Annotated in this window: 20 protein-coding genes and 1 other RNA gene; 16 read left to right on the forward strand and 5 right to left on the reverse strand. The window is 46.7% G+C overall.

Features of this window, described 5'->3' with window-relative positions; genetic code table 11:
- Window positions 1–11 precede the first annotated feature (11 nt).
- The 11 genes from ACRRUX_RS08790 (at window position 12) to ACRRUX_RS08840 (ending at window position 19,485) form a co-directional block, all read left to right on the forward strand.
- Complete coding sequence (locus tag ACRRUX_RS08790; RefSeq protein ID WP_432529285.1) at window positions 12–1,565, forward strand: AAA family ATPase; 1,554 nt, start codon at window positions 12–14, stop codon at window positions 1,563–1,565.
- Complete coding sequence (locus ACRRUX_RS08795; protein ID WP_432529287.1) at window positions 1,558–3,171, forward strand: VWA domain-containing protein; 1,614 nt, start codon at window positions 1,558–1,560, stop codon at window positions 3,169–3,171. The genes ACRRUX_RS08790 and ACRRUX_RS08795 overlap by 8 nt, the downstream gene beginning before the upstream one ends.
- Window positions 3,172–3,181: 10 nt before the next feature.
- Window positions 3,182–3,715: a HEPN domain-containing protein gene (locus ACRRUX_RS08800; RefSeq protein WP_432529289.1), complete on the forward strand. Its 534-nt coding sequence runs from the start codon at window positions 3,182–3,184 to the stop codon at window positions 3,713–3,715.
- Between the two features lie 283 nt (window positions 3,716–3,998).
- On the forward strand, window positions 3,999–6,179 hold the full coding sequence (locus tag ACRRUX_RS08805; protein ID WP_432529291.1) for a Z1 domain-containing protein: 2,181 nt from the start codon (window positions 3,999–4,001) through the stop codon (window positions 6,177–6,179).
- Window positions 6,180–6,187: 8 nt separating this feature from the next.
- Window positions 6,188–6,679, forward strand: a complete 492-nt coding sequence (gene brxF, locus ACRRUX_RS08810; RefSeq protein WP_432529293.1) for a BREX-3 system P-loop-containing protein BrxF — start codon at window positions 6,188–6,190, stop codon at window positions 6,677–6,679.
- Window positions 6,679–10,401 carry a DUF6079 family protein gene (locus ACRRUX_RS08815; protein WP_432529295.1) on the forward strand — a complete coding sequence of 1,241 codons (3,723 nt, stop codon included), beginning with the start codon at window positions 6,679–6,681 and terminating at the stop codon, window positions 10,399–10,401. Before brxF ends, ACRRUX_RS08815 begins: the two co-directional genes overlap by 1 nt.
- 49 nt (window positions 10,402–10,450) lie before the next feature.
- Complete coding sequence (locus ACRRUX_RS08820; protein ID WP_432529297.1) at window positions 10,451–13,279, forward strand: DNA methyltransferase; 2,829 nt, start codon at window positions 10,451–10,453, stop codon at window positions 13,277–13,279.
- A 3-nt stretch (window positions 13,280–13,282) separates the two neighbouring features.
- Window positions 13,283–16,066 (forward strand): DEAD/DEAH box helicase, encoded by a 2,784-nt coding sequence (locus tag ACRRUX_RS08825; RefSeq protein WP_432529299.1) that lies wholly within the window; start codon window positions 13,283–13,285, stop codon window positions 16,064–16,066.
- A complete protein-coding gene (gene pglZ, locus ACRRUX_RS08830; protein WP_432529301.1) occupies window positions 16,063–18,075 on the forward strand; it encodes a BREX-3 system phosphatase PglZ in 2,013 nt (670 codons plus the stop codon). The genes ACRRUX_RS08825 and pglZ overlap by 4 nt, the downstream gene beginning before the upstream one ends.
- Window positions 18,059–18,778, forward strand: a complete 720-nt coding sequence (locus ACRRUX_RS08835) for a hypothetical protein (protein ID WP_432529303.1) — start codon at window positions 18,059–18,061, stop codon at window positions 18,776–18,778. The genes pglZ and ACRRUX_RS08835 overlap by 17 nt, the downstream gene beginning before the upstream one ends.
- Entirely contained in the window at window positions 18,775–19,485 is a 711-nt protein-coding gene (locus tag ACRRUX_RS08840) for a hypothetical protein (protein WP_432529305.1), read from the forward strand. The genes ACRRUX_RS08835 and ACRRUX_RS08840 overlap by 4 nt, the downstream gene beginning before the upstream one ends.
- A gap of 8 nt (window positions 19,486–19,493) precedes the next feature.
- Here the strand turns inward: ACRRUX_RS08840 and ACRRUX_RS08845 are convergent, their stop codons facing one another.
- The 4 genes from ACRRUX_RS08845 to smpB form a co-directional block, all read right to left on the reverse strand.
- Window positions 19,494–19,796: a hypothetical protein gene (locus tag ACRRUX_RS08845; protein WP_432529307.1), complete on the reverse strand. Its 303-nt coding sequence runs from the start codon at window positions 19,794–19,796 to the stop codon at window positions 19,494–19,496.
- Window positions 19,797–20,265: 469 nt separating this feature from the next.
- Complete coding sequence (locus ACRRUX_RS08850) at window positions 20,266–21,483, reverse strand: integrase domain-containing protein (RefSeq protein ID WP_432529309.1); 1,218 nt, start codon at window positions 21,481–21,483, stop codon at window positions 20,266–20,268.
- Window positions 21,484–21,667: 184 nt separating this feature from the next.
- Window positions 21,668–22,022, reverse strand: a transfer-messenger RNA (tmRNA) gene (gene ssrA / locus ACRRUX_RS08855).
- An 88-nt stretch (window positions 22,023–22,110) separates the two neighbouring features.
- Window positions 22,111–22,596, reverse strand: coding sequence for an SsrA-binding protein SmpB (gene smpB / locus ACRRUX_RS08860; RefSeq protein WP_432529311.1), 486 nt, complete (start codon window positions 22,594–22,596; stop codon window positions 22,111–22,113).
- A 271-nt stretch (window positions 22,597–22,867) separates the two neighbouring features.
- Here smpB and ACRRUX_RS08865 point away from each other — a divergent pair, with 271 nt between their 5' ends.
- Window positions 22,868–23,302 carry an SRPBCC family protein gene (locus ACRRUX_RS08865; protein ID WP_432529314.1) on the forward strand — a complete coding sequence of 145 codons (435 nt, stop codon included), beginning with the start codon at window positions 22,868–22,870 and terminating at the stop codon, window positions 23,300–23,302.
- The gene (locus tag ACRRUX_RS08870) at window positions 23,292–23,624 is read left to right on the forward strand and encodes an RnfH family protein (protein WP_432529316.1); all 333 of its coding nucleotides are present in this window, start codon (window positions 23,292–23,294) and stop codon (window positions 23,622–23,624) included. The genes ACRRUX_RS08865 and ACRRUX_RS08870 overlap by 11 nt, the downstream gene beginning before the upstream one ends.
- Before the next feature lie 50 nt (window positions 23,625–23,674).
- Here the strand turns inward: ACRRUX_RS08870 and ACRRUX_RS08875 are convergent, their stop codons facing one another.
- Complete coding sequence (locus ACRRUX_RS08875; protein ID WP_432529318.1) at window positions 23,675–24,169, reverse strand: outer membrane protein assembly factor BamE; 495 nt, start codon at window positions 24,167–24,169, stop codon at window positions 23,675–23,677.
- A gap of 256 nt (window positions 24,170–24,425) precedes the next feature.
- Here ACRRUX_RS08875 and ACRRUX_RS08880 point away from each other — a divergent pair, with 256 nt between their 5' ends.
- The 3 genes from ACRRUX_RS08880 to ACRRUX_RS08890 all read left to right on the forward strand — a co-directional run bounded on the left by ACRRUX_RS08880 (window position 24,426) and on the right by ACRRUX_RS08890 (window position 26,097).
- Window positions 24,426–24,659: a hypothetical protein gene (locus tag ACRRUX_RS08880; RefSeq protein WP_432529320.1), complete on the forward strand. Its 234-nt coding sequence runs from the start codon at window positions 24,426–24,428 to the stop codon at window positions 24,657–24,659.
- 293 nt (window positions 24,660–24,952) lie between these two features.
- Window positions 24,953–25,750: an SAM-dependent methyltransferase gene (locus tag ACRRUX_RS08885; protein WP_432529322.1), complete on the forward strand. Its 798-nt coding sequence runs from the start codon at window positions 24,953–24,955 to the stop codon at window positions 25,748–25,750.
- A 131-nt stretch (window positions 25,751–25,881) separates the two neighbouring features.
- Entirely contained in the window at window positions 25,882–26,097 is a 216-nt protein-coding gene (locus ACRRUX_RS08890; RefSeq protein WP_432529324.1) for a hypothetical protein, read from the forward strand.
- Window positions 26,098–26,107 lie beyond the last annotated feature (10 nt).

A 26,107-nucleotide genomic window follows, 5' to 3' on the forward strand; every position in this document is an offset into this window, starting at 1 on the left:
AGGACGTCACAGTGACCAATCAAACCCCAATGGTAATGCTAAACCGTAAAGACAAAATTAAACGCTTAATGGCAGAGATGAGCAAAGGCCTCTTTGAGCGTGAAGATCAAATCAAGCTGTTGATGCTAGCTGCATTAGCGGGAGAGCATGTGCTCCTCATTGGCCCACCAGGTACTGCCAAGAGTGAATTGGCAAAGCGTCTTAAAAGCGTGTTTGTGGAAGCCAATTACTTCGAAAGATTGCTGACTCGTTTCTCTGTGCCAGAAGAGCTGTTTGGCCCCTTGTCTATTCAGGCTTTAGAGCAGGACCAGTATAAGCGTCTGACTAGCGGTTATTTGCCGGAAGCTTCAGTGGCCTTTATTGATGAGATCTTTAAAGCCAACAGTGCCATTTTAAACAGCCTGCTGACGCTGCTTAATGAACGTGAGTTTGATAACGGTAATCGCAGAGTATCGGTACCACTGATCTCAGTTGTGGCGGCCAGTAATGAGTTACCCGAAGGCGAAGAGTTAAACGCCCTGTACGACAGGTTTATGCTCAGAAGCTTTGTCCATCCAGTTTCTGATGACAGTTTTACCAAGTTGCTTAACCTGACAGGCGAGGTCTGTGACCCAGAGCTTAACATTAGACTCAAGCTTGAGGATTTGAAGGAAATTCAACAACTGGCAGGCAAAGTTGCCTTGAGCCCATCAGTGGAAGAGTTATGCAGTGACTTTAGGCGCTATTTGGCACAGGAAAACATCGTCGTTTCAGACAGGCGCTGGCGCAAGGTTGTTAAGTTGATGAAGGTCTCAGCATTTACATCAGGCCAAACTCAGGTGACTAACTATGACGCTTGGATTTTGCCTCATTGCTTGTGGAATAAGCCTGAGCAGTTTGAGGCACTGGAAGAGATCTATCAAAAGTCAGCTGCAATAAAGGGTGATTTTAATTTAGTTAGCTTTTCAAAAGTCCTAGCCATATGGGAAGAAAAATTAAAGAGGGATAAGGCTGAACAACGGCAAAAATATGACGAGCGTGGCAGGCCTTTATACCTCGACGAAAAGGGGAAGGAAACTACTAACCAGAAGGGGAAAGTTCATAAACAAAATAGTGAAGGAGAGCTGCTATACAAGGATTCATATAACGGTAATGTGACCACCAACAGAAAAACTAGGTCATACGACAGTCAACAAAACTCACCTATCTTCGAGGATGTTGAATTTGAGAAGGTTATGGAGCTATTTCGCCATTCAGACTCCCACATCAAGGGGCGCTTGGATGAGGTTGGTAAGTTAAAATCTCAAATTCAAATCCAAATTGAGGCTCTACAAGAGCAATTGTCATCCGCCGAGTCTGTCTTTAGCTCTCATCTGTGGTTGGATGAAGCAATGCTACCAACCATTACCGCCAGTCTGGAGTCAGCTCTTACTCATACCCAAGAACTTCTGAAACGTGTCAATAAAGTCATCAAAGGCTTTGAAGCTTTGCCACGAGAACAACCTCTGTCACTGAGTGATGCTTTTGAGCAGGACTCCGTCAATGAAGATGAGGAGGAAGCCATTGAGGGGGAACTCTGTGACTGAACTATCGTCAACCAAGCCTGTTGCGGTCGGACTGATGGAGCGTTTTGACCATCAATTTGCCGCGATAGACTTGTTACCCGAAGAACTGCTTCCTGCGGTAGTAACCTTGACAGGCGGTGAACTAACATCTCGATGTCAGGCCATTTCGACTCTCAGAAATCAGCTGTTGGCTGGTGGAGAGGTTACTCCACCATGCCCCTGGTTACCCGAGCCCGTTCAGCAACGCATTCGGGATACTGTTGTTAGCTCTGGTGTAGCCCCTTTCTGCCGGGATAATCCACAAGTCACCGATGCGCTGCTAGCCGACTTACTGTCGGCTCTTGACTGTGCACATAGTCATGCAAACAGGTTAAGTCAGCAGTTGGCGTTGGTTTATCAGCAGCAGGCACTTGAGCAATTAAGGCAAGAGCTAGAGCAAAATCAGAAAAGACGTCGTGTCAGTGCGGGTAACAGTAAATCATCAGGTAAAACCAAGAACGCCAAAACGCTAGTGCTATCTGATGCTCAGCGTCTTGATTGTGAACTAAAAGCTGAGCTTGAGGCCTGGCAACAAACCATCGACTCCGTCAAAGGTTCAGGATTTGCCTTGCCGGATACTTGGCAGGAGCGAATCGCAGTATGGCAAAGTCTGCAAGAGGTGTTTACGGACTTGGGTTTGATAACTGGGCTTGGCTGGGATTTGTCTAAAGGCGTGCTTCAAAGCCATGGTTGGATAAACATGGTGCGCCTGCAAAAACTGCTGGAGCACATTCCTAAGCTAAAAGAAGTGATTGAAACCTTAGGGCGTATGAAGGATTGCGACGGCGAGCCCATCATTGAAGAAATAGTCTCAAAAATGAGTGTCAGCCACAGGCGCAATAAAGAAATTGCGACTCCCCTGGTCCCTATGGAAACCAAAGGCATTACCCGCTCTGACTCCATCAGCAGAATGTTGCCCCAAGAAGCCGCGTTTCTTGGGCATCCCGTCCTTAAAAAACTCTGGCATGCCAGGCGGGCAGAGCATGCTCTGCTCTGTTATGCCTTCGAGGGAACGGAGGTCATCACTGAGCAGTTTGAAATTGAGCAAGAGATTAAAGAGCAAAAGGCCGGGGCGAGTAAGAATCAGAACCGTGGTCCCATGATTGTCTGCCTTGATACGTCAGGCTCCATGAGTGGCACGCCAGAAAACGTCGCCAAAGCTTTGGTGCTGCAATGTATCGGCACCGCTAAAGCTGAGCAAAGGGCTTGTTATGTCTATCTATTCGGTAGCCGGGGTGAAGTGGAGGAGCTGGAGTTAACGCCTGATGCCGAGGGCTTGGAGCGGATGATACTGTTTTTATCCATGTCTTTTGGTGGCGGTACCGACGCCGAAGGCCCGCTTAACCTTGCACTTAAAAGAAGTGATGAGCAACAGTGGCAGCAAGCCGATATCCTCTTGGTCAGTGATGGGGAGTTTTCACTGTCAAGTGGCTTGTCGCGCAAAATCAACAAGCGCAAAGCAGAGCGCGCATTGTCGGTACATGGGGTCATTATCGGTGGACATGTATCGCCAATGGACAAAATCTGTGATCCCCTGCATCAGTTCTTCAGCTGGATAGACTTTCAACAAAATAAGAAACAGAGATAAGGATGTACTCGTGACCAAGGCAAAGGACAATTTTGACAATGCGATACTGGATGCCGAGCGGATCTTGGAGGTGTACGACAAGCTCAATAAAGCCGAAGACAAGAACCGAGAGCCTGAAGAGCTAAAACGTGCAGCTTTGATAATGACCCTGACCGCATGGGAAACCTATGTAGAAGATGTGATTTCAGAGCGGTTGGAGGCTGACTTGCGGGTACTCAAGGGCTCAAAAGCGGGCAACTTTATTGAGGCCACGTTGGAGCGTGAACTTAGGTACTTTCACACCCCGAACAGCCAAAAGACTAAAGGGATGTTTCAACGCTTCTTAGATTTGGATGTGACTGAAAGTTGGACTTGGATTGATGGTGAGCCTGAACAAGTTCAACGTAAGCTCAATGAATGGATAGTGAAGCGGGGAGAAGCCGTGCATCGCTCGGTCAGCGACCAGCAGGCTGCACACATTGTCAGTCGAAAGGATTTAGGCAAGTGCGTGACATTTTTTAAGACGTTGGTGGGAAAAACGGACCAGGAAGTCATTGGTCAATGACGGTCGTGATGTGAGATAGAGCTATTGGTGTAAGAAGTCGTATATGACCGGAGAGACTGTAATCGCTGAGCCTTTAACCCTGTCTATCAGCCGTCCAATGCCATCGCATATTCAGCGGTAGCGAAAGGCAGAATCTGTGCACCGAATCTCTGGATACACCTCTTGTATTCTGGCACACTCAGCGGCTGACTTAAGAGATATTTTTATTGACTAAATAGATGTTAGACGTCGGTAGTAGGTTGTATTTTGCTGGTTGCAGACTCGCTAGGGAAGAGAGATTTCAATGGATGATTTAATACTCAATGGTGCGTATTACACACACTTTCTTAACTCGGCTCAATTTCCATACACTGATGATGAACGTAGGTGTATTGAGTCGACAGTCCTGAACTTGGAAAAGTTCAAAACCCAAGGTGACCATCCAGGGATGTTACTGGGTAAAATTCAGTCCGGTAAGACGAAAACCTTTATGGCGATCATGGGGCTTGCGTTTGATAACGGATATGACGTCTCAGTCATCTTGACTAAGGGAACTAAGGCATTATCCAAGCAAACTCAAGAGCGCGTCAGAAGTGAGTTTAAGCCTTTTTGTAATCAAGATGATGTGTTGGTATTCGACATCATGCACATGCCGACTGAGCTGGTTGGCTATGAGCTAAAGAAAAAAATTATCCTGGTGGTTAAAAAACAAAAAGACAACCTAGACCGTTTGGTACAGCTTTTCTCGACGAAGTATCCTGAACTAGCGCAAAAAAAGGTACTGCTGATTGACGATGAAGCTGATTATGCAAGTGTCGGTTTTAAAAGGCAAAAAGGTGAGGTTGACGCGAATTTAACTGCGGTTAAGCTGGAAGAACTCCGTGGCTATGTTGGATTGGCTGCGTTTTTGCAGGTTACTGCCACTCCATATGCGCTTTACTTGCAACCAGAAAATACCGAGATACGGGGTGAGACGTTTAAGCCGGTAAAACCAGCATTTACCGAGCTTGTGCCTGTAAACAAAGCATACATTGGCAGTGACTATTACTTTGCAGATGTAGAAGAGGAAAATACGGTCGTTAGCCATCTTTATCACCCTCTTTCATTGTCTGAGTTGGTTGCACTTAAAAAGCCTGATGGTCGACGCTTTAAGTTAGAGGACGTGCTCAGCTCTAACGCCATCAAAGGGCTTCGAAAGGCTTTTCTGAATTTTTTGGTTGGCGGCGCGATTCGCCAGTTGCAGGCCAAGCACGCAAACGAAGGTAATCAAAAATTCAGCTTTCTGATACACACGGATGTTTCAAAGGCTACCCACCAGTGGCAAGAGCAAGTGGTCCAAGAGCTCAGTGTTCAGCTGAAAGATGCCGCAAATGACTCTTCTAAGCTGTTTACTGCTTTGGTGAAAGAGGCCTACGACGAGTTGGCACACTCAGTCATTTTAGCGGGCTACTTTATGCCACCTTTTTCGAGTGTGCTTGAAAGGTCTCGACAAGCTTTAGTGGATGGTGAACTCCTCATCACCACAGTTAATTCTGAAAAGGAAATTGAATCTTTACTGGATGAAACCGGCCAATTAAAGCTTCGCACGCCGCTGAACATCTTCATTGGTGGGCAAATATTGGACAGAGGGATCACGATTGGTCGATTGATCGGCTTTTACTATGGACGTCGACCGGCAAGATACCAGCAAGACACAGTGCTACAGCACTCGAGGATGTATGGTTATCGTTCAAAAGAAGACCTATCGGTAACACGCTTTTACACTGAGCCTGCTATCTACAATGCAATGCGAAGTATGCATGAAAGTGACGTAGCCTTGCGCGAAGCCATTGAGAAAAATCCTGAGCAAGGGGTGGTTTTTATACAGAAGGCCAAGGATGGGTCAGTTATTCCGTGTAGCCCAAACAAAATCCTTTTGACTGAGACTACTACGCTGAAGCCTCACAAACGTCTACTTCCTGTAGGGTTTCAAACTACGACTAAAGGTAAAACTAGGGCGATTACTGATAAAATCGATACCCTGTTGGCCTTATTGCATCCTACAGGGGCAGGGAAAGAACCTTTTAAGATCCCGACATCAAAAGCGCACGAGCTGCTCTCATTGATAGAAGAAGTTCTCTTGATGGAAGAGGAGGACGGGTACAGTTTTGACTGGCAGAGCCTACATTCGGCCATTGATTATTTAGACAAAAGGTCACCAGACCCAGGCCAAATTTGGTGCTTGTGGCTTACCGATCGTAATAATAGCCGCCTTGCCAGTAAAGGCAGTCACACCAAGTATGTTGCAACGCCTGATACAGCGACAACTGAGGGTAGGATCGCGCGGGATACTGCTAAGGATTCACCGATGTTAATGTTGTTTAGACAAAATGGTGAAGAAGAACGAGGCTGGAAGGGGGCACCTTTCTATTGGCCGTTAATATGGGCACCCGCAAATACACCTGTGGCTATATACGCACACCTGACCAATGATCAGCAAGAGTAATTAATCTCATGGCTTGTTTTGAGGTCGGGCAAGACGTTGACTTAGGGCAATTGCTTGAAGAGCAAGCAAAACAGCTAGCTCTTCAAAGTCAACAACTACTGATTTTAGTAGGGATATGTGAACACGAACTTAAGTTGCTGGACAAGATCCAGCAACTGTCGGTGTCGTCGCTTTTGTGTGAGAAGCTTCTCCCACTCTCAAATGCTGGCCGAGTAGAGGATATTGAGTGTGTGTTAGAGCAGACCATAACCTGTCATACAGACAGCCTGTTATTACTTGACCGAATTCATGTTTTGTTTGAACCCTCATTAGAGTTGGATGTACTTAGGTGCCTGAAAGCCCTGTCAAGACAGAGGCTGTTAATCGTAAATTGGCCTGGTGAATACGATGGAAAAGTGTTGAGCTTTTCACGCCATGGCAAGCCTGATCATTTTGATTGTTTGGAAGCAGATCTAAACAGTGTGCCTGTTCTCTGGAGAACGGGGCATGGAGAGAGTTGATGAAAAAGTATCAAGAGCTCATTCAGTTTGAGCCGGTAACAACCATTATCAAATTACATGACGCCGCTGAAGAGACACGCGCGCAGCAGTTGGTGTCGTCTTACGTCATATCCGATAAGATGGCTGTGAAAATGGCCGATGTAATTATCCCGCAGTTGCAATTTGCTGAGTCCGTCGATAATAAATCGCTGTGGATTGTGGGTAACTATGGCTCGGGTAAGTCACACTTGATGTCTGTACTCTCTGCCGTTGCCGAGTTCCCGCATTTGGCACAATTTATCACCAATGAAAAAGTACGTGCTGCCGCCGATAAAATTTCGGGCAAGTTTAAAGTTATTCGCTTTGAAATTGGGGCGTCTAAGAAGCCTTTTGCAGACATCATCACTGATAACTTAACCAAAGGTTTGGCAAACTTCGGTATCGATTTCCAATTCCCGGCGATGGACCAAATTTCGTCAAACCACAAACCTTATCTTGAAGAAATGATGGGCGCATTCCATCAAAAGTATCCTGATCAGGGGTTGTTGCTGATTTGCGATGAGATGCTGGATTACCTGCGAGCTCGTAAATCCCAAGATTTATCACTCGACATTGCCATGATGCGCGTACTAGGCGAAGTCACTGACGGAACGCGTTTCCGGTTTGTTTGCGGTGTTCAAGAAGCGATCTTCGATAGTACACAGCTTGCTTTTGCCTCTCAGGAGGTCAAGCGCATTCGAGACCGTGCTGAGCAAGTGCTTATCACCCGCGATGACATCAAATATGTGGTAGCAGAGCGTCTGTTAAAAAAAGATGCTCAGCAAATGGCGTGGATCCGCGATTACCTGCAGAAATTCACCCATTGCTTTGAGCGGATGAATGAGCGTCTCGACGAATTCGTGCGCATGTTCCCTGTGCACCCTGATTACATCACTACCTTTGAAAGGGTGCGTGGCGCCGGTATTGAGCAGCGTCAGGTACTACGAAGCTTGTCGCGTCAAATGCAGGCTTTGATGGAGCAAGAGGTACCAGAGACTGAACCGGGAATTTTTTCTTACGATACTTATTGGGAAGAGCTCCGAAACGACCCCAGTGCCAAAACTAACCCAGAAATTGGCCAAGTCATTGACGTGGGTGAAACCTTATTTACTCGTATAGACCAAGCTTATCCTGCAGCCCATGAGGTGAACTTTGCTAAACGTCTGGTAGCGGCTTTGGCAATCCATCGCATGTCGGTGGGTGACATCTACAATGAAATGGGCGCGACAGCCGCAGAGCTTCGCGACACTCTGTGCCTGTACCTACCATTAATTGAACAACTACCAGGTGAGAAAAGTAAACACCTCGAGAACCAGATTGTGGCGGTGCTGACCAAGATTCGGCAAACCGTAAATGGCCAGTTTTTCTCCAAGAATAAAACCAATGATCAGTTCTATTTGGATCTGAAAAAAACCGAAGATTTCGACGCTTACATTGAAAACAAAGTTCCATTGCTGGCGGACGATCAGCTAAACAATGCTTATCGCACGGCCATGTTGGAAATACTTGAGGAGACAGATGTCACTCGTCCCAACATCGAGATGTGGCAGCATGAACTTAAGTGGTTGAACCGTAACGTAAATCGCCCTGGATGGCTGTTTTTGGGATCCCCCAATGAACGCGAAAGCGCTAAACCACCGCTGGATTACTACATGTACTTTGTTCAGCCAATAAATCCCCCTAAAATCAAAAAGGAATTTATTCGCTCGGACGAAGTCCAGTTTGTGCTGGAAAACCCATCAAGTGATTTTGACCGTAGCCTGCGATTCTATACCGCTGCTATTGAGCTGCAAGCCACGGCCACGGGTAATGCTAAAAATGTCTATCAGCTTAAAGCCAAGGCTTACCTGCAAGAAATGCAAAGCTGGCTAAAAGCCAACTACAAAGACGCCTATGTCGCCATCTACAATGGCCAATCTAAGCCGATGATGGATTGGCTCAAAGGCGCAACAGTGCGTGGTATCACTGGCATGTCTAACGCTCAGGTTGGCAGTTTAAAAGATATTTTTGAATCTGTTGCCAGCGTCATTTTGAGTGATCATTTCGAGTCCTTGGCGCCCGAGTATCCCACATTCAGCCAGTACATCACCTACAGCAATATTCAAAGTGCTGCCATGGATGCTTTAGGCTTCATTGCGGGGGGCGCAGCGACAAAGCGGGCTAATGCGGTGCTCGATGCGCTCGAGCTGTTAGAAGGTGACAAGCTTAAACCGGTTAAATCGCGTTATGCCCAGGCAGTATTGGCAGTGCTAGCAAGTAAAGATGCTGGTCAAGTGGTGAATCAAGCGGAATTGCTACAGCAAATCCATTCACATCTGTACTTTATGCCAGAAAGCTTCCGGCTTGAGCCCGAATGGCTCCTGGTTATCTTGGCAAGTCTAGTGCATAGCGGTGAACTTGAGCTTTCAGTGGTTGGGCATCAGATCACAGCTAGCGATATTGTGAAATTTAAAGCCGTACCTTTTGATGTGCTAAAGGACTTCAAGCACATTCAAGCACCACGTGACTTCAACATAGCGACTATCAAGGCAATGCTTGGCCTGCTGGATATGAATGAAGGTTTGGCGACGTCTATTCAGCAAGGGGATGAAAGTGTTGTGCGCGACATGATAGTCCGCTGCGAAAAGCTTGTGCAGGAGTTAGTCCTTGGTCAGCAAAGTATAAAGTCTAGGCTGCCGCTGTGGGGCAACTATGTGCTTGAAGAAGCTGAGGCCAACACACTCAGCCAACAGGTGAGTACTCTCAAAGACTTTTTAGAAACCGCAGCGCGCTTTAATACGCCTGGTAAGCTGAAAAACTATAAGGCCACAGCGACAGAGGTGAGCGAGCAAAGCGCCCATCTATCTTCTTGGCAGGGATTTGTGGCGCTTAGAGGGTTGGTCGATGACTTTAAAGGCTATGCCGAGTACCTCACTCAAGCAGAGGCGATTTTGACGGTCGAAGACCCTTGGCAAACTGCGCTTACAACTGCGAGAACAGCGTTAAGAAGCGGCTTGGCTGATGTCACATTGCGCCGAGCACCCGCCTTTAAATCTGATCAGATAGGTGTTTTGACAAAGCTGAAATCCGCCTACCAGCAACGTTTTATTAGCTTGTACACCAAGGCTCGTCTTACTAAAGCGGAAGAAAAACAAAAGCAGGCACTTTTATGTGACACGCGTCTGCAACAATTGGAAATGCTTTCGGGCATTAAGTTGCTGCCCTCTGTGCAGTTGCAAGATTGGCGCAAGCAATTTGCCAAGCTCAAAGTCGCAGAAGCCATTGATGTTAAGTTATTTGAACTTAACGCGAGTCCAGTGGATTTTGCACCGCGTACAGAATCTTTGCTCCAGGCAAGCCAGTTGCTGACACAGCTTGATGACAAGCTTGATAATCTGCTCACCGATTGGCAAGCCAACCTTAAAGGATTGCTCGATGATCCGTTTATCAAGTTGGACTTGTTGAAAGATGAAGATGCCCGTGAACTGGAGGCCTTTATCACCAGTGGCACTGTGCCAGAACCACTGGAGGCAAGCTTTATCGAGGCGGTAAACCAGGTGCTTGATGGCCTGGAAGAAGTGCGGATTGATGAAGCTAAGCTACTTGCGGAGATTGGTCAGGGACTACCGCAAACCATCGAAGAAATTACTGAGCGTTTTAAAAAGCTTCTAAGTGCTCAGTGCCAGGGTAAAGAGCACGATAAAGTGCGTATTATCATAGGTTAATTGTTTTATTGGGCAGCGTCTGCTGCCCATCACGTTTTAGAGAATCACCATGCAGCAAGATGCACTTTTTACTGAATCGCAAATACCCCAGAAGTCCGATGGTCCGGTAACCTGCCTAGGGAAAATTTTTGCCAATGACACCGAGCGCCGAGCCTATTTTACCCAGCTGTTGGCCGAAAAATTAAAAGACCCCGAGTTTCGAAAAATCGAAGGCTTCCCTATTGGCACCGACGAGGCCATTCTAAACCTCAGTGATCCGCCGTATTACACCGCGTGCCCAAATCCCTGGATTGCTGACTTTATTGCCCAGTGGGAGGCTGAGAAGCCAGCTCAAGCGGAGGGTGAACAATATCATCGCGAACCTTTTGCTGCCGATGTGAGTGAAGGCAAAAACGACCCTATTTATAACGCTCACTCCTATCATACGAAGGTACCCCATAAGGCGATTATGCGGTACATCCTGCATTACACTAACCCTGGCGATATTGTCTTTGATGGTTTCTGCGGGACTGGTATGACGGGTGTGGCTGCACAGATGTGTGGTGATCGCGATGCTGTATTATCCTTGGGATATCAGGTTAAAGCTGATGGTTCAATATTACGTGAAAGTACAGATGAGAACGGAAGTATTTTTTGGTCCGATTTTTCGGTTCTTGGGGCACGGAAAGTACTTTTAAATGACTTATCTCCAGCCGCAACCTTTATTGCCCAAAACTACACGGCAGGAATTAATGTTAGTGAGTTTAAAAGAGAAGCTTTCACTTTGCTGCAAGAAGTAGAAAGCGAGCTAGGTTGGATGTATGAAACGAAAGACGTTGAACAAGGTATCATTGGACGAATAAATTATGTTGTATGGAGCGATGTTTTTTCATGTAGTAATTGCCAGAATGAAGTTGTTTTCCATGATGCTGCTCTAGATGAAAAAGGAATATTAAGTTCAAACTCATTCCATTGCCCTAAGTGTAATACTCAGCTGAGCAAAAGTGGTGCTGAGAAGGTTTTTGAACAATCTATGTCAGTAGATGGTAAATACTTACGGCGAATAAAAAAAGTCCCTGTGAAAATTAACTTTGGAACGGGGAAAATGCGTGGAGAGAAGACATTTTCTGAGGATGATAGGTTGCTTCATTTGAGAATAGAGCAACAAGTACTTCCAAATGGTGTGCCACTCAGAGAAATGGGAAAGTTTAAAGAGCAGTATAAAAGAGATGCCTTACATTTAAGAGGTATTGAAACAGCATCAGATTTCTATACCCGTAGGAACTTAATTGCACTAGGAGCATTGTGGGAACGAGCATCACTATCTAGTAAATACTCATCCCCCCTTAAGTATTGGTTGACTTCTATTCAGTGGCTTTCGTCGAATATGTATCGACATAGAACCGGTGGTGGTGGTGGACAACAAGGAAAGTTGACGATACCGAGCTTAGTTAGAGAGCAGAATGTATTCCGTTTAGCCGCCGATAAATTGGTGGATATAGTTAATTTGTTTGATAGTAAAGGGTTGCATAGTGGTGGCTCTTTAATATCTACATCTGATGCCGCTATAAGTTTAAGCAGTTGTGAGAATGCAATCGACTATATTTTTATAGATCCACCTTTTGGTGGTAATATTTTTTATTCTGATCTTAACTCTATTTGGGAGGGGTGGCATTCGGTAATAACCAATGACTCTACTGAGGCAGTCGTACATAGAGTGCAGACTCAGGAATCCAAAGGCCTCACGAGTTATGGTGGGTTTATGCGGCAGGCGCTCATTAGTGCGTATAGAGCTTTAAAGCCTGGTCGATGGGTCACGATAGAGTTTTCAAATTCGCAAGCATCTGTTTGGAATGTAATACAAACAAGTCTTCAAGATGCTGGTTTTGTTGTTGCAAATGTTGCGGCTTTGGATAAAAAACAACGTAGTTTTCGTTCTGTAACTAGTCCAACAGCAGTTAAACAGGACCTAGTTATTTCAGCCTATAAGCCGAATGGCGGTTTTGAACAAAGATTTGAAACAGAAGCCGGTAATGAAAATGGAGTATGGGACTTTATTCGAACCCATTTGCAGTATTTGCCGGTAGTTAAGCTGCAAGGCAATTCTTTGCTACAGATTCCAGAACGTGATTCTCGTATTTTGTTCGACCAATTAGTCGCCTATTACGTACGTAAAGGCTATCAATTGCCTGTGTCTAGCCAAGAGTTTCAGTTAGGGCTAGCACAGCGCTTTATCGAACGTGATGGCATGTTCTTTTTGGATGAGCAAGCCGCTGAGTATGACAAAAAGAAGGCTGTTGTCGGCGAGCTTGTGCAAGCATCACTGTTCGTGAAAGATGAAGCTAGTGCAATTCAATGGTTGCGTCAGTTACTGAAGCAGAAACCTCAGGTATTCTCTGACATTAATCCGCTGTTTATGCAGCAGTTGAGTGGCTGGAGTAAAAAAGAGGTGCAGCTGGATCTGCGTGAGCTCTTGAATCAAAACTTCCTCTGCTTTGATGGCCTGGATGACGTGCCTGTGCAAATCCACAGTTACCTTTCGACCAACTGGAAGGAGCTGCGCAATTTGCCTAAAACTGCGCCCGAGCTAAAAGCCAAGGCCAAAGACCGCTGGTATGTGCCAGACCCCAATAGTGCTGGAGACTTAGAAAAACTGCGTGAGCGTTCTCTGCTTAAAGAGTTTGAAGAATATAAAACCGCCAAGAAAAAACTGAAAGTGCTTCGAATCGAAGCGGCGCGCGTCGGCTTTAAAAAATTGTTTGAGGCTCAAGAATTTGCCAGCATCTTGGATGTAGCGGCCAAACTGCCAGCCGATGTGATTGCTGAAGACCCTGTGCTCTTGATGTACTACGACCAGGCGATGATGCTGACCCAAACTGATAGTAGTGAGGATTGGTAAATAATGACGTTGCAAACGGGCAGCTGGCGCTGGAGTAAGAGCCTTGATGCATATGTGCAGCTGCTATCTGAGCAAGAACTTTGGCAAAGGCCTTACTGTAGAGTGTTAAGCACTGATAGTCAGTCAGTGCTGTGCTTACCACAAGATGATCTTTTACCCCTGGGGCCGGATTGGCACCAGGGGCAATTTGGACTTGGCTATATTGCCAGTGCTGCCCGTATTGCAAATGCGCAGGCCGAGGGGGAGCTACTTTCCCCCTTAGAAGCCAATGTGATTCCGTTGCCTCACCAGTTAAAGGCGTTACGAAAAGCTTTTAGTCAACCGCAGCTACGTTACCTATTTGCCGATGAAGTTGGGTTGGGTAAGACCATAGAGGCGGGCTTGGTTATCCGCGAACTGAAGTTACGTGGCATGGCTAAGCGCATCTTAGTGTGCGCCCCTAAAGGCTTGGTTAGTCAGTGGCTCAGTGAAATGCAGCAACATTTCAATGAAACCTTTCATTTATTGCAGCCTGGCGACTATAAAAACCTGGATGCTAAAGACAATCTCTGGTGTCGTTACGATCAGGTAGTGTGTTCGCTTGATAGTATTAAGCCTATTGAATATCGCAAAGGTTGGTCTGCCAAACAGTTACACGCCTACAACAAAACGCGCTTTGACGATGTACTTGCAGCCGGTTGGGATCTGATTGTGATTGATGAGGCGCACAGGTTGGGTGGCAGTACTGACCAAGTGGCCCGCTTTAAATTAGGCCAGGGTTTAGCGGAGGCGGCTCCTTATCTTCTATTGTTATCGGCGACGCCACATCAAGGTAAAACCGATGCTTTCCACCGTTTGCTGTCGTTATTGGATGCCAAGGCATTTCCGGACCTCGACAGCGTCACTAAAGAGCGGGTACAGCCCTTTGTCGTCCGCACTGAAAAGACTAAGGCTATTGATGCTGATGGTAAACGTCTGTTTAACAAACGTCACACCGAGTTGGTGCCTGTGGCTTGGGGTGGGCAGCATATTCTGCAAAAGCAGCTCTATGAGGCGGTGACCGACTATATTCGAGATGGTTACAACCAAGCTAAAGCCAAACGGCAAAATGCCATCGGCTTTTTGATGATCTTGATGCAGCGCTTAGTGAGTTCCAGCAGCCGGGCAATCGCCAAAACCTTGTCTAAACGTATAGAGGCTCTTCAAACTGCAAGCTTCCAATCTGAGATTGATTTTTCAGACGACTGGCAAGATTTAGATAGCCAAAGTCAGTTGGACGATGTGGTGCAAGCAGGTAAGCGTTCTGCCGACGAAAGGGCCGAAGTGGCCTTTTTATTGGAATTAGCTGAGCGCTGTATTGAGACAGAGACTGACGCTAAAGCGGAGGCCTTGCTGGATTGGATATATAAGCTGCAACAACAAGAACAGGACCCAAAACTTAAACTGTTGGTCTTTACTGAATTTGTACCCACCCAGCAGATGTTGGCGCAGTTTTTAACACAGCATGGCATAAGCGTAGTGTGCTTGAATGGCTCGATGGATTTAGATGAGCGAAAACAAGTGCAACAGGCCTTTGCCAAGGATACTCGGGTATTAATCTCTACCGATGCTGGAGGCGAAGGTCTCAATCTTCAGTTTTGCCACGTTATCGTGAACTATGACATGCCTTGGAACCCCATGCGGGTAGAGCAGCGCATTGGTCGGGTCGACCGTATCGGCCAACCATATGTGGTTCGTGCACTGAATTTTGTGCTGGAAAATACCGCTGAGCATCGGGTGCGTGAAGTATTGGAAGATAAACTGCAGGTCATCCTTGATGAGTTTGGTGTGGATAAAACCAGTGATGTATTGGATTCTTCTGCCAGTAACCATCTGTTTGATGAACTCTTTATGACCAATGTTGTTGAGCCTGAGCAGTTGGACCATGAGCTTGCAAAAGCATTGGAAATACTTAGAGACAACGCCCAGGAAAAGCGTCAGCAAGATGGCTTGTTTGGTGGTGATATTCCATTAGCGTTGGATGAATACCAAAAGACACTAAATCACCCTATGCCTTATTGGATAGAGCAGATGGTCGCTTATTACCTTAAGTGGCAACAATCTTTGGGTAAATCAGCTAGTTTTATCCCAGATAATGCCCTTGGAATAGAGATAACTTGGCCTGATGGTGAAAAGCTATCACGTATTACCTTTAATGGCGCGCTTGCGCAGCAACAACAGTTATCTTTGTTGACACTGGAGGATGCAAAAGTAGCAAAGCTATATCAGCAGCTTCCTCAGTGGGTACCTAGTATGCCAATTCCCAAAGTCGTTTTTACCCAGTTGCCCTCTGGCGTAGCGGGGGTATGGGCGCTTTGGCGGATAGAGTTACAAACTGTGGATGGCACGAGCCAGCGCTATTTGCCCATTTTCGTTAATACAGAAGGCCGATATTTCGCCGCTGCTTCTGCTCGGATCTGGGAGGCAATATGCCAAACTGAATTTGAGGTTATCGGCTCGGCGCCAAGTATGGAGCTAAGGCCGGATATTTTTGCGCAGTTAACAGAGGTCGCCGAGCATGATGGGGAGGCCATCTTTAATGGCTTGCATCAAGCATATTTACGTCAGCTTGAGCAAGACATCGAAAAGACTGAGTTTTCCTTCAGGGCACGGCGCCGGGCAATAGATAGGATTGGTTTGCCAGAGGTAAGGCAGTACCGAACCAGGCAGTTAGAGTTAGAGCAGCAAGAGTGGGAAAGGCTCGCAGCTTTGAAGCAGCAAGTATTTCCCCAGTTAAGTTTAATGTTGGTAGTAGAGATCCAAGGATGAGTAACTGGGTAAAGGAACTGATTTCAACCCTGAATCTTGATGGGGCTTTTATCTATCTGTTAGATGACCCGGATGGGTTGTGCTTCGAACCCCAAATTGCCTCGTTTTTTCGAGAAAAGCAGGCAATGCTGATCGATGAGAATGATCCCTTAGCGTTAAGGTTGACTTATGAGAAATGGCTTCAGGATAGCAGTCAGATTTCGTTATTAATTCGGATTGCTGACTGTAGTGAGCTATTTATACCGTTTGATATTGCTGCTCATGCCAAGCGGCGAAGTTTCAACCTGACTGAAATATGTCCTGAAATTGATGCCACTGTTTTGCGTCAGATACCTGCATCTTCATTTCAATCTGTGGTCGATGCTATTGCCTTATATCGGCCCGGAAAGCTAACACCGCTTGCGAGTACCGACTTTATCCTTCGTCATGTGTATAAAATCGCTCCTGAGATTATCCAATCGGCAGCGGATGTAGTAAGGCTGCTGATTAGAAAGCACTACGTAGGCATTGAAATGCCTGGGTATTTCGAGGAGCGATTGGTGGCGCTATTGGCGCTTAATCGAGCGTTGACACAATGGGACTTTACAGCCCTCGTGCCGAATAGGGCTAATTTTTATAATTTTCTCCAAACGCAGTGGGAGCGATACATTGCGTCAATACGACCTGTCGCTCAGGTAAACAATGAACTATTTGATAGTGATGAGCTGGTAGTACCGTTTGATGATGCAGATATTCGGGTATTGATTGATAACCTGTTTGCTGATGGCGTGCTTAAGCCAATAGCATTGGAGCAAAACGATTTACCTGAAGGGCATTGGAGTGCGATAGGCATCCAAACACCAGAAGTGAACATTAGATATGAGCGCTGTAACCGGTTATTGGCGCAGGTGAAGGGTACATTTAGCGATGTAGATACGGGCTCGATTAACGCTGAGTTTTGGTTAGAGCAGTCTCATCAATTGGGCGTGTTAAATGCAATCTCATATCAATTGAATAATGAGGATGTTGAACTGACTCAAAGGCAACGGCTCAATAAAGATATATCGACAATTAATGCTGTTGCTGACAAGCTATTTGAACCTTGGTTGACGGAGAATTTCTGCGCATTACAATCGCTTCCCACAGTAAAAGTGCCTTTGATGCTGCATAAAATACCAAACTGGATAGCTGGAAAAGTCTCAAAAAATAAGAAAGTATGCCTCTTGGTATTGGATGGTCTTGGAGCCAGACAATGGCCTTTGCTTCGTTCGAGCCTACAGGCTAATCAATCAATCCTTGTTGAAGAGCATAGCTGTTTTGCATGGGTGCCAACAATCACCTCTATCTCTCGTCAAGCACTGTTCTCTGGTAAACGCCCCTTTGCCTTTTCAGAATCACTTCTTACGACGGGCAAAGAGAAGGCGCTATGGCTCGACTTTTGGGCAAATGAAGGACTGAATGATAAGCAGGCGATCTATGCCAAGAACGCAGAAATGCTTAGCCCAGAAGAGTGGGAAAACCTGATTTTTCCATCGGCAATTCAGGTAGCAGGTATCGTGATTAATTTTGTTGATGATCAGATGCACGGTATGAAAGCAGGTATGGCTGGGTTGAACAAGATAGTTGATGTGTGGCTAGAGCAGTGGGATTTTGTTGGCAAGATTAATGCTCTGTTGTCGCAAGGGTTTGAAGTGGTCTTAACAGCCGACCATGGGAGCCAGGAAGCTATTGGTATAGGTCGGATTAATGATGGGGTTACTGCCGAGAGTAGGGGTGAAAGAGTTCGTCTGTATAACACTGCAGTAACTCAAAGCAGTGCTGCAACAAACGTGGACCAAAACGTGATAGTATGGCCTGGCCCTAGTTCGGGGCTGCCACAGAACTGTTATCCAATCCTCGCCAAAGCGACAGATGCTTTTAAGACCAAGGGTGAGAAGATTGTTGGTCATGGTGGTATTAGCTTACATGAAGTAGTTGTTCCATTAGCTGTTATTACCTCAAAGCCCATTCAGTATGAAAAAACTCATTAGCTTTAGCCGTCATGTAGATCGTGTTTGGTTGGAGTTTACTTTGTCTTCAGTGGCTCATGGCGCCAGCAAAACCATATTAAATCAAAAGCTTGAGCATCTTCTGGAGTCATTTATTGCGACAGTTGAAAACCGTCGAAAAGCGCGAAACCTGCTGGTCTCTATCTGGGCGATTAGAGAAAATACTAAATATCAGAAATTTGATTGTGATGCTTTGGATCTCTATTTGAGAGACGAGCAGTCAACCATGAGTTTACAGTGGGGGATGCTGGTAGCTCGCAAGCCTTTTTTTGCCGCTGTAGCACGCTATATCGGCCGCTACAGTAAGTTGAACGATTGCTTCAAATATGCTCAGGTAAACAAGCGCATGTGTGAGTTATTTGGAGAGACTGAGTCTACTTCCCGTGCAACAAGAGCCGTACTAAAGACAATGCAGGAGTTAGGTGCATTGGTGAAGAATGACGACGGTTCTATGAGTATTGCCGCAAAAGTCAGCGAGCAAGATAAGTGGCGTGTCAATTGGATGTTGAAAGCTCTTCTCCTTTCCGATAACCAGGAAAGTCGTGAGTTCCATGAGGTGCAACAGGATCCAGTATGGTTTCCATTTCAACTATCAATAAATGAGAGTGAGATTGATACTCATTTATTTGAGGTTCACCAACAGGGCAATAGTTTGTATTTATTTTTGAAACAGGATGTTGAATGAAACCATCGATCGGATTTAACCGTCATCTTGAATTGAGTTGGTTGACTCAAACAGCGATTTGGGCCGCTGGGGGATTAGAAGGTGCTGAACTCAAAAAGCACATTGACAGTTTACTTGCGCCTTCTTTTACGAGCCAAGTCGCAATGGATAAGACCCGGAATTTACTATTCGGTATTTGGAACGGGCAATCAAAGGCTTCTCCTAAGGAGTTTCATGCACAAGCTTGTAATCTGCTTTTGCGCCACAGTGAGCATAGCCTTGTGATCCACTGGGGGCTCTTGATTGCTAGGTATCCATTTTTCTATTTTGTTGTGTCTCAATTGGGAAGAATTGCACGGCACGACCGCTTATTTGTTTACTCGCAATTGGAGCTGCGGGTCACTGAAGAGTATGGTGATACCTCTACGATCAAGCGTTCGATGCAATTTGTCATTAGGACTTTGACCAATCTTGGTTTGATTTCTAGTGCTAAAACCGGAGTGTATCAGCTAGCTAGACCAGTATCATTGGGCTCCGCTGAGCTGATAGCTTGGTTGGCTCAGGCTATTATCCTGGCTAATGATGATAGAAGTAGAAGTCTTGATCGATTGAACTCAGATCCCGCATATTTCCCGTTTGATATCATCTTTAGTGAAAGTTGCTTGGCGTCTTCGCCGTCGATTGAACTACTTCACCAAGCATCAGATACTATTGTATTTCTTAACTAGTGGCGGTTTCAGAGCCAATGACCTGGAATGTCTAGTTCAAAATTCTTAGCAATATACTGAAGCATCGTGATGATCTCACGGTGCTTTTTTTCATCATATGCCTGGCCATTCTGCCTTTGTGCCACCAGCCCTTGCAGCTCTGGCAGTTGAAACATTCCCAGACGATAGAAATTTCCCCAGGTTGGCTCGCCAAAGAGGTTATAGATGACTTCGGTATCATCTCTCTCACTGGCTAATCTTTTTGGTCCCTGCACCTTGGTTAACGCAATTTCAGCTTCGTCTTTGTCTTCGTAGGTGTTTAGGAGTTTCATGGTAAATCCGAATTATGGTGCATGAGAGGGGACATTGAACTGGATGCTGCTCACGATTGCAATTGCCATTCTCAGAACTTAAAGCTAGACGGTTAAATTTTGGCTGGCTGAGTTGTTGCCGTTCAAGCAACATGGTTTGAAGGTTGCTCTAGTCCGGCTCCTTGAAAGCCGGACTTACTTTGGCGACAACGATAGAGAGCGTCAGTCGTCGTTGGTGTCGCCTTCACATTCATAACAAAATCCGTGGAGGCCTGCAGGTCGTTCGCCGCATTCAACACATAGAGGTGGCAAGTCATCGTCACAGTCGACATTTTTAGTATCAACTACATTTTGAGTCATCCTAAGTTCCTTTTAGTAAACGATATTAACCGAATTGTAATGATATTGGGCTTGGTGAACTAAAGCAATCAATACCGCATATTAGCGCTGGCCATTTAAGGCCAGCGCTAATATGTCATGGCGTTCTCGTCTATCCTGATCTTAGAAAGGCTACAGATAAATTGCCCCTGGAGGCGTCTTCAATGTGCTGGCTCCACCATTCCATCATAGGGCGTCGTCGTTCCAAGTAGTTGGTGCGGTTGTAAGCCGCTCGAACTTGATTTGAATCGACATGGGCCAATGCTGCCTCGATTAAGTCTGGCTCGAATCCTTTGGCGTTAAGAGTTGTACTTGCCAGTGATCTTAGGCCGTGACTGACGAGCTTGCCTTCGAATCCCATGCGCTTGATAGCCATATTTGCCGTTTGTGGATTGCAATGGGACTTAGGATCTTTATCAGAAGGGAAGATATATTCCCTATGACCGCTAACAGGCTTCATTGCTTCTAATATGCCTAGCATTTGAGGCGTGAGCGGAATGATGTGTTCTTTTCGTCGCTTCATTTTTTCTGCGGGAATAGTCCAGGTTTGATTTTCCAGATCCAATTCTTCCCACCTGGCGGTGGACGCCTCAGAAGGGCGGGTCATGGTATGAAGTTGCCATTCAATTAAACAGCGAGTGGTGTATTTCACTGAGGCGCGAGCGACGGCTCTGAGAAAGATTGGCAATTCTTCAGGGTCGATACTGGCCATGTTTTGCTTTTTAGGCTTTTTAAAGGCCGCACGTATGCCCGATAACGGATTAGCGTGGACATAGCCACAGTTGACGGCATATGTCATTACTTCATTGAGACGCTGGGAGAGGCGCTTGACGGTCTCTAAGGTACCCGCTGCTTCTAGTGGCCTGAAAAGCGCAATGACTTTGGGGGCGGTGATCTCGGCTAATGGTGTTTGCCCCAGTGAGGGAAAGACATGCCGCTCAAGGGAGCGCCATATGTCCGTGGCGTAATCAGCAGTGACTTCATGTCTCTTCACTTCGAGCCATTCTGAGGCGATCTTCTCGAGAATGTATTCTGACTTTTGTTGTCTGGCTTCTAACTCGGCTTGTCTATGCTCTTTGGGGTCTATACCTTGTGCGAGTAGCTCACGATGCTCCATGGCTTGCTTTCGAGCCTTGGCCAGCGAAACTGCCGGATATTTGCCTAAGCCTATGTTGACGCGTTTTTTAGTCACAGGGTGGTAATAGTTGAAATTCCACTGCTTTGTGCCATTGACTCTGAGCCTTAGCTGTAGTCCATCGCCATCGGTAATGACTTTGTCCTTGTCGCCAGGCTTTAACGATTTGACCTTGGTGTCGTTTAGCGTGCCCATACTAACCTCACTCCGAGTTTGGTATTCCAAGAGGTTACGACACTTTGTGTAGGAATACCAAATGGTATGCCAGAGGCCTAAGATGTGGTGAGATGTTGTGAGATTTCTTGAGATTGTAACTTGTTGAATTTAGTAAATTTTAGGCAATAAAAAAGACGTCCTGGGACGTCTCTTTTACTGGTGTTGGTGGAGGCGGCGGGATTTGAACCCGCGTCCGAAAAACCTACGCTCAAGGCGCTACATGCTTAGTCTCTCTTTTGTTTAACCGACTCAACTCCGAAAGACAGGATTTAAGCCGGTGAGTCCGGTACTGTTTCGCGGTTCACCCCCGAACAAGGTTCCCTCGCTAGCACTATGTAGGGTGACCATCAAATCCACTGCCCATGTGCTAAACATGTGGGTGATGGCTAGCGGCATTAAGCGGCTAGAGCGTAGTTATCGTCGTTTGCAACTATAACTGTGCGGCTTTTTACGAGGCCAACCGCCCCTCGGCATGCTCCCGGAGTTTCGCGAATCCCGTCGAATCCTGAATCGCCCCCGAAAAGTGTCGTCATTGTAATACGTTGTTTTCGTATTACTCAAGCAGGTTTTTCACTTGCTATGACTGACTGCCCGATATTCGTGCAGTTATTTGTTTTTCATCACCCGGGCTTTTTCAATGGCCCACTCACGTTGCTTGGTATCTTCGCGCTTATCGTGATCTTTCTTACCTTTACCCAGACCCACTTCCAGCTTGACCCAGGAACCTTTGCCCCAGTACATGGAAATGGCCACCAGTGCATAGCCCTGACGTTCCACCAAGCCTGCCAGTCTATCGAGCTCGCGACGGTTGAGCAGCAACTTGCGCGGACGGGTAGGGTCTGCCACCACATGGGTAGAGGCGGCGCTTAACGGCACAATATTGCAGTTGTACATGTGCGCTTCGCCATTTTTAATCATGACAAAGCTCTCAGACAGGTTCACTTTACCTGCCCGAATGGATTTTACTTCCCATCCCATCAGGGACAGGCCCGCTTCGACTTTCTCTTCGAATCGATATTCGAAGGTCGCCCGTTTGTTGCGGGCAATGGTAGCCGAGGAATTTGCGGATTTTTTGGGATTTTTCTTAGCCATAGGCGGGCTATTATACGCAGGCAAGGGGAATTTGGAATTGCCTGGCGAGCACTTTTTGCGACTGGGTTGCATCGGTGCCGTTTTTTTCGACACACTGTCAATTCCGCCGACCGGTGCGGGTGCGTTTTACTGCTCAGATGGTAGAATGCCTCTTTTATCCGGCAGTTATGCTCTGTAACAGAAGGTAACGCCTGATCTATTAAATCAAGCTGGGTGAATTTCAAACTCAGTCAAGTAAGCCCAGTTAACTCAGGCTTTCCACGGTGAACAGATGCCGAAAATCAGTCGAAGTGTTTTGGTGCGTTTCAGCGCCCGCCAGATGTATGATCTGGTCAATGATGTCGAATCCTACAAGGAATTTTTACCTGGCTGTGTGGGCGGTAAAGTTCTGGAGTTTGATGGCAGTACTATGCTGGCTTCTGTGGATGTCAGCAAGGCCGGTATCGCCAAGACATTCACAACTCGCAACCAATTGATCCCGGGTAAACGCATTGAACTGAATTTGGAGAATGGTCCATTCAAATACCTTCGCGGACAGTGGCTGTTTACCGAGCTGACAGAGGATGCCTGCAAAGTTGAGTTTGAATTGGACTTTGAGTTTTCCAGTACCTTGGTTGCCATGGCATTTGGTAAGGTATTTCAGGAGTTGGTTGGCTCTATGGTCAGCGCATTTACAGACAGGGCTAAGGTGATTTATGTCAAATGAAGCTGATAAGTTTGCGGTGGATGTTATTTATGCCACGGCGCAAAAACAAAAGGTCATTTCGGTTAATGTGGCGCCGGGGACCACGTTTATTGATGCTGTCTGTCTCAGTCGTATGGCAGAGTTCTATCCTGAGATCGATCTGGATAAAGTGAAGTTGGGTACTTTCAGTCGGGCGGTCAAACATGACGAAGTGTTGGTGCCCGGCATGCGGGTGGAAATATACCGGTCGTTGATTGCTGATCCCAAAGATGTGCGGCGTAAACGTGCGGAAAAAGCCAAGGATGAGGGGCGGGCCAACAAGATTACCGGTGGTCGTGCCTGAGCCCGGATAAGTATTAAAAAGCCCGCGAAATCGCGGGCTTTTTAATGACATTATTTTTCGTCCTGCAACTGTTGTTGGGACAGCGGCTTTTTCTCTTCGACCAGAGGTTTGGTATCACCGCGTTCCGCTGGCAACAATGGTTCACTGTTAACGGCAGCGCCGCCAGGCAAACTGCTTTGCTCCAGTGGCGTGGTAAACTCAGGACTCAAGTCATAGTCACCATCGACCTTGACCAGTTTGTCATTGTCAAAATGCAGTACCAGTTCTTTGTGAGTGATACTGGCATCCCGGCCACTTTTGAAGTGGTAAACATAATACCAGGTGTTGTCGGCAAAGCTATCGCGCAGCACAGGACGTCCCAGAATGTACTCTGCCTGGGCTTTGGTCATGTTAATACGCAATTTCTCAACCTGCTGAGGTTCCATGTAGTTGCCCTGAGGCACATCCGGCTTATAAACCAGCCAGTCAAATACGCTGCAGGCACTGAGAGACACTGACAACAGGGCAGCGCCGAGCAGGGTGACACTTTGCTTCTTATTAATCATTGTTTTTACTGTTCGATTGAAAATCTGGCCACATCATACCCAAGGGCTGCGCCCAGTGACAAGGTTACTTGGTGACTGCCGATGGAAGCCTGGTTACAGGAAGGTTGATTTTTCCCCAAACCACGGGGATATTGACCGGTGCAATACCAGATAGTTCCACTGGCAAAGTCATTGGCTGAGTATCAGTCAAATCGTGAGTCAGTGGGATTCAGCCGGGAAGCTGTATTACCAACAGGGAGTGAGACGGGAGAATGATATGAATAAATTGAACGAGTTTCTTGAAATACTGGCGATGGACGCGCGATTACTCCGCCGCTTTGAGCATGCGCCATTGGCGACGGTTGAAGACTTTGGGTTAAGTGAATTGGAACAGCAGGCAGTGCTGAGTGCCGATCGCACTGTGCTGAATCAACTGGCCGATGATGAATCGATTTTCAGACATTTCATTCACATCCAGTGGTTTGGCAAGACTCTTGACTTAGAGGCCTGAGCAGGCCTGCACATTGTAATCTCCAGATTATCGACCAGGCGGGGCATTTGCTCCGCTTTTTTGTACCTGCATACTTTGTGTGGGCTCATTTTGCAATCAGTGAAAGCTGCAGTTGTAACCTGTAACCGTGCCCTGCCGGGGCTAATTCAGCGCTGACTGATAAATCATTTTCGCTACTCTCGGGTCAGTGATTAGTATTAAAAATGGTTGAAATGATTGTAAATTGTAAACAAAATGATGCCTTGTAGGTAGTCTGGCAGCAACCTGATGGATGGCTGTCTGAGAGAGGGATTGTGGCTAGAGGTTCATTGGTTTGTGTGGGCACCGGGCTCAAAATGGCGGGCCATATCAGCGTGTTGAGTCGCAGTTATATTGAACACGCAGATCTGGTGTTTACCCTGATGCCGGATGTGCATACTCAGGCCTGGATTGAGCGCGTCAATTCCAGCGTGGTGAATTTGCAGCAGTTTTATGCCCAGGGTGGCGAGATAAAAAGTCGCCGTCAGACCTACCGACAAATGGTTGATGCGATATTGCAGTCAGTCAGAGCCGGAAAGCAGGTTGTTGGTGCTTTCTATGGTCATCCCGGAGTGTTTGCCTGTGTCCCCCACATGGCCATTGCCCAGGCAAAATCCGAGGGGTTTGCGGCTCATATGGAGCCGGGGATCTCTGCTGAGGCCTGTCTCTGGGCGGATTTGGGGATAGATCCCGGAGACTATGGGCATCAGAGTGTTGAGGCCAGTCAATTTATGTTTTTCAACTATCAGCCGGATGTCACTGCATACTTGTTGTTGTGGCAGATAGCGCTGGCCGGGGAGCATACTCTGACCAAATTCAATACGACAGAGGCCAGGCTGCAGATATTGGTTGAGCATATGTTGCAATGGTATCCCGCTGATCACCGTGTGGCGATTTATGAAGCGTCCAACCTGCCAGTGCTGCCCCCGAGAATCGATTGGCTGAAGCTGGAGCAATTGCCCTTCGCAAGATTGACTGCCGCCAGTACATTGCTGGTGCCGCCGTCGAAAACCAAGGAATATAACCTGACATTGCTGCAGAAACTGGGCATTACCCCTGCAGATATGGGATAGGCACATCGATTATAAGCCGGTTAACCATTGAGCCCTGGATACGTGACTGTCAACGTCGCGAGTTCGCCGGCCAGCGTTGCTCGAATGGTCATGGAATAATCTAAGTCTGGAAGAACAATGGAGAGTGAAATATGAGTAAGTTCAATGAGTTTTTCGAAAAGCTGGCCAGTGACGCCGCGTTGATGGAAGCCTATAAACTTGATCCTCAGGGGGTCATGGCGGCTGAAGGTCTGAGTGAGGATGAAATTGCCGCAGTAATGTCCGGGGATGAAGCTAAAATCAAAGAACTGAGTGGCTCAACCGATACCTATGCGGTGTTTATTCATATTCAGTCTCCTTCCAAATAAGAGATAGCTT

The sequence above is a fragment of the Shewanella sp. GXUN23E genome (assembly GCF_050865035.1).
GTDB lineage: Bacteria > Pseudomonadota > Gammaproteobacteria > Enterobacterales > Shewanellaceae > Shewanella.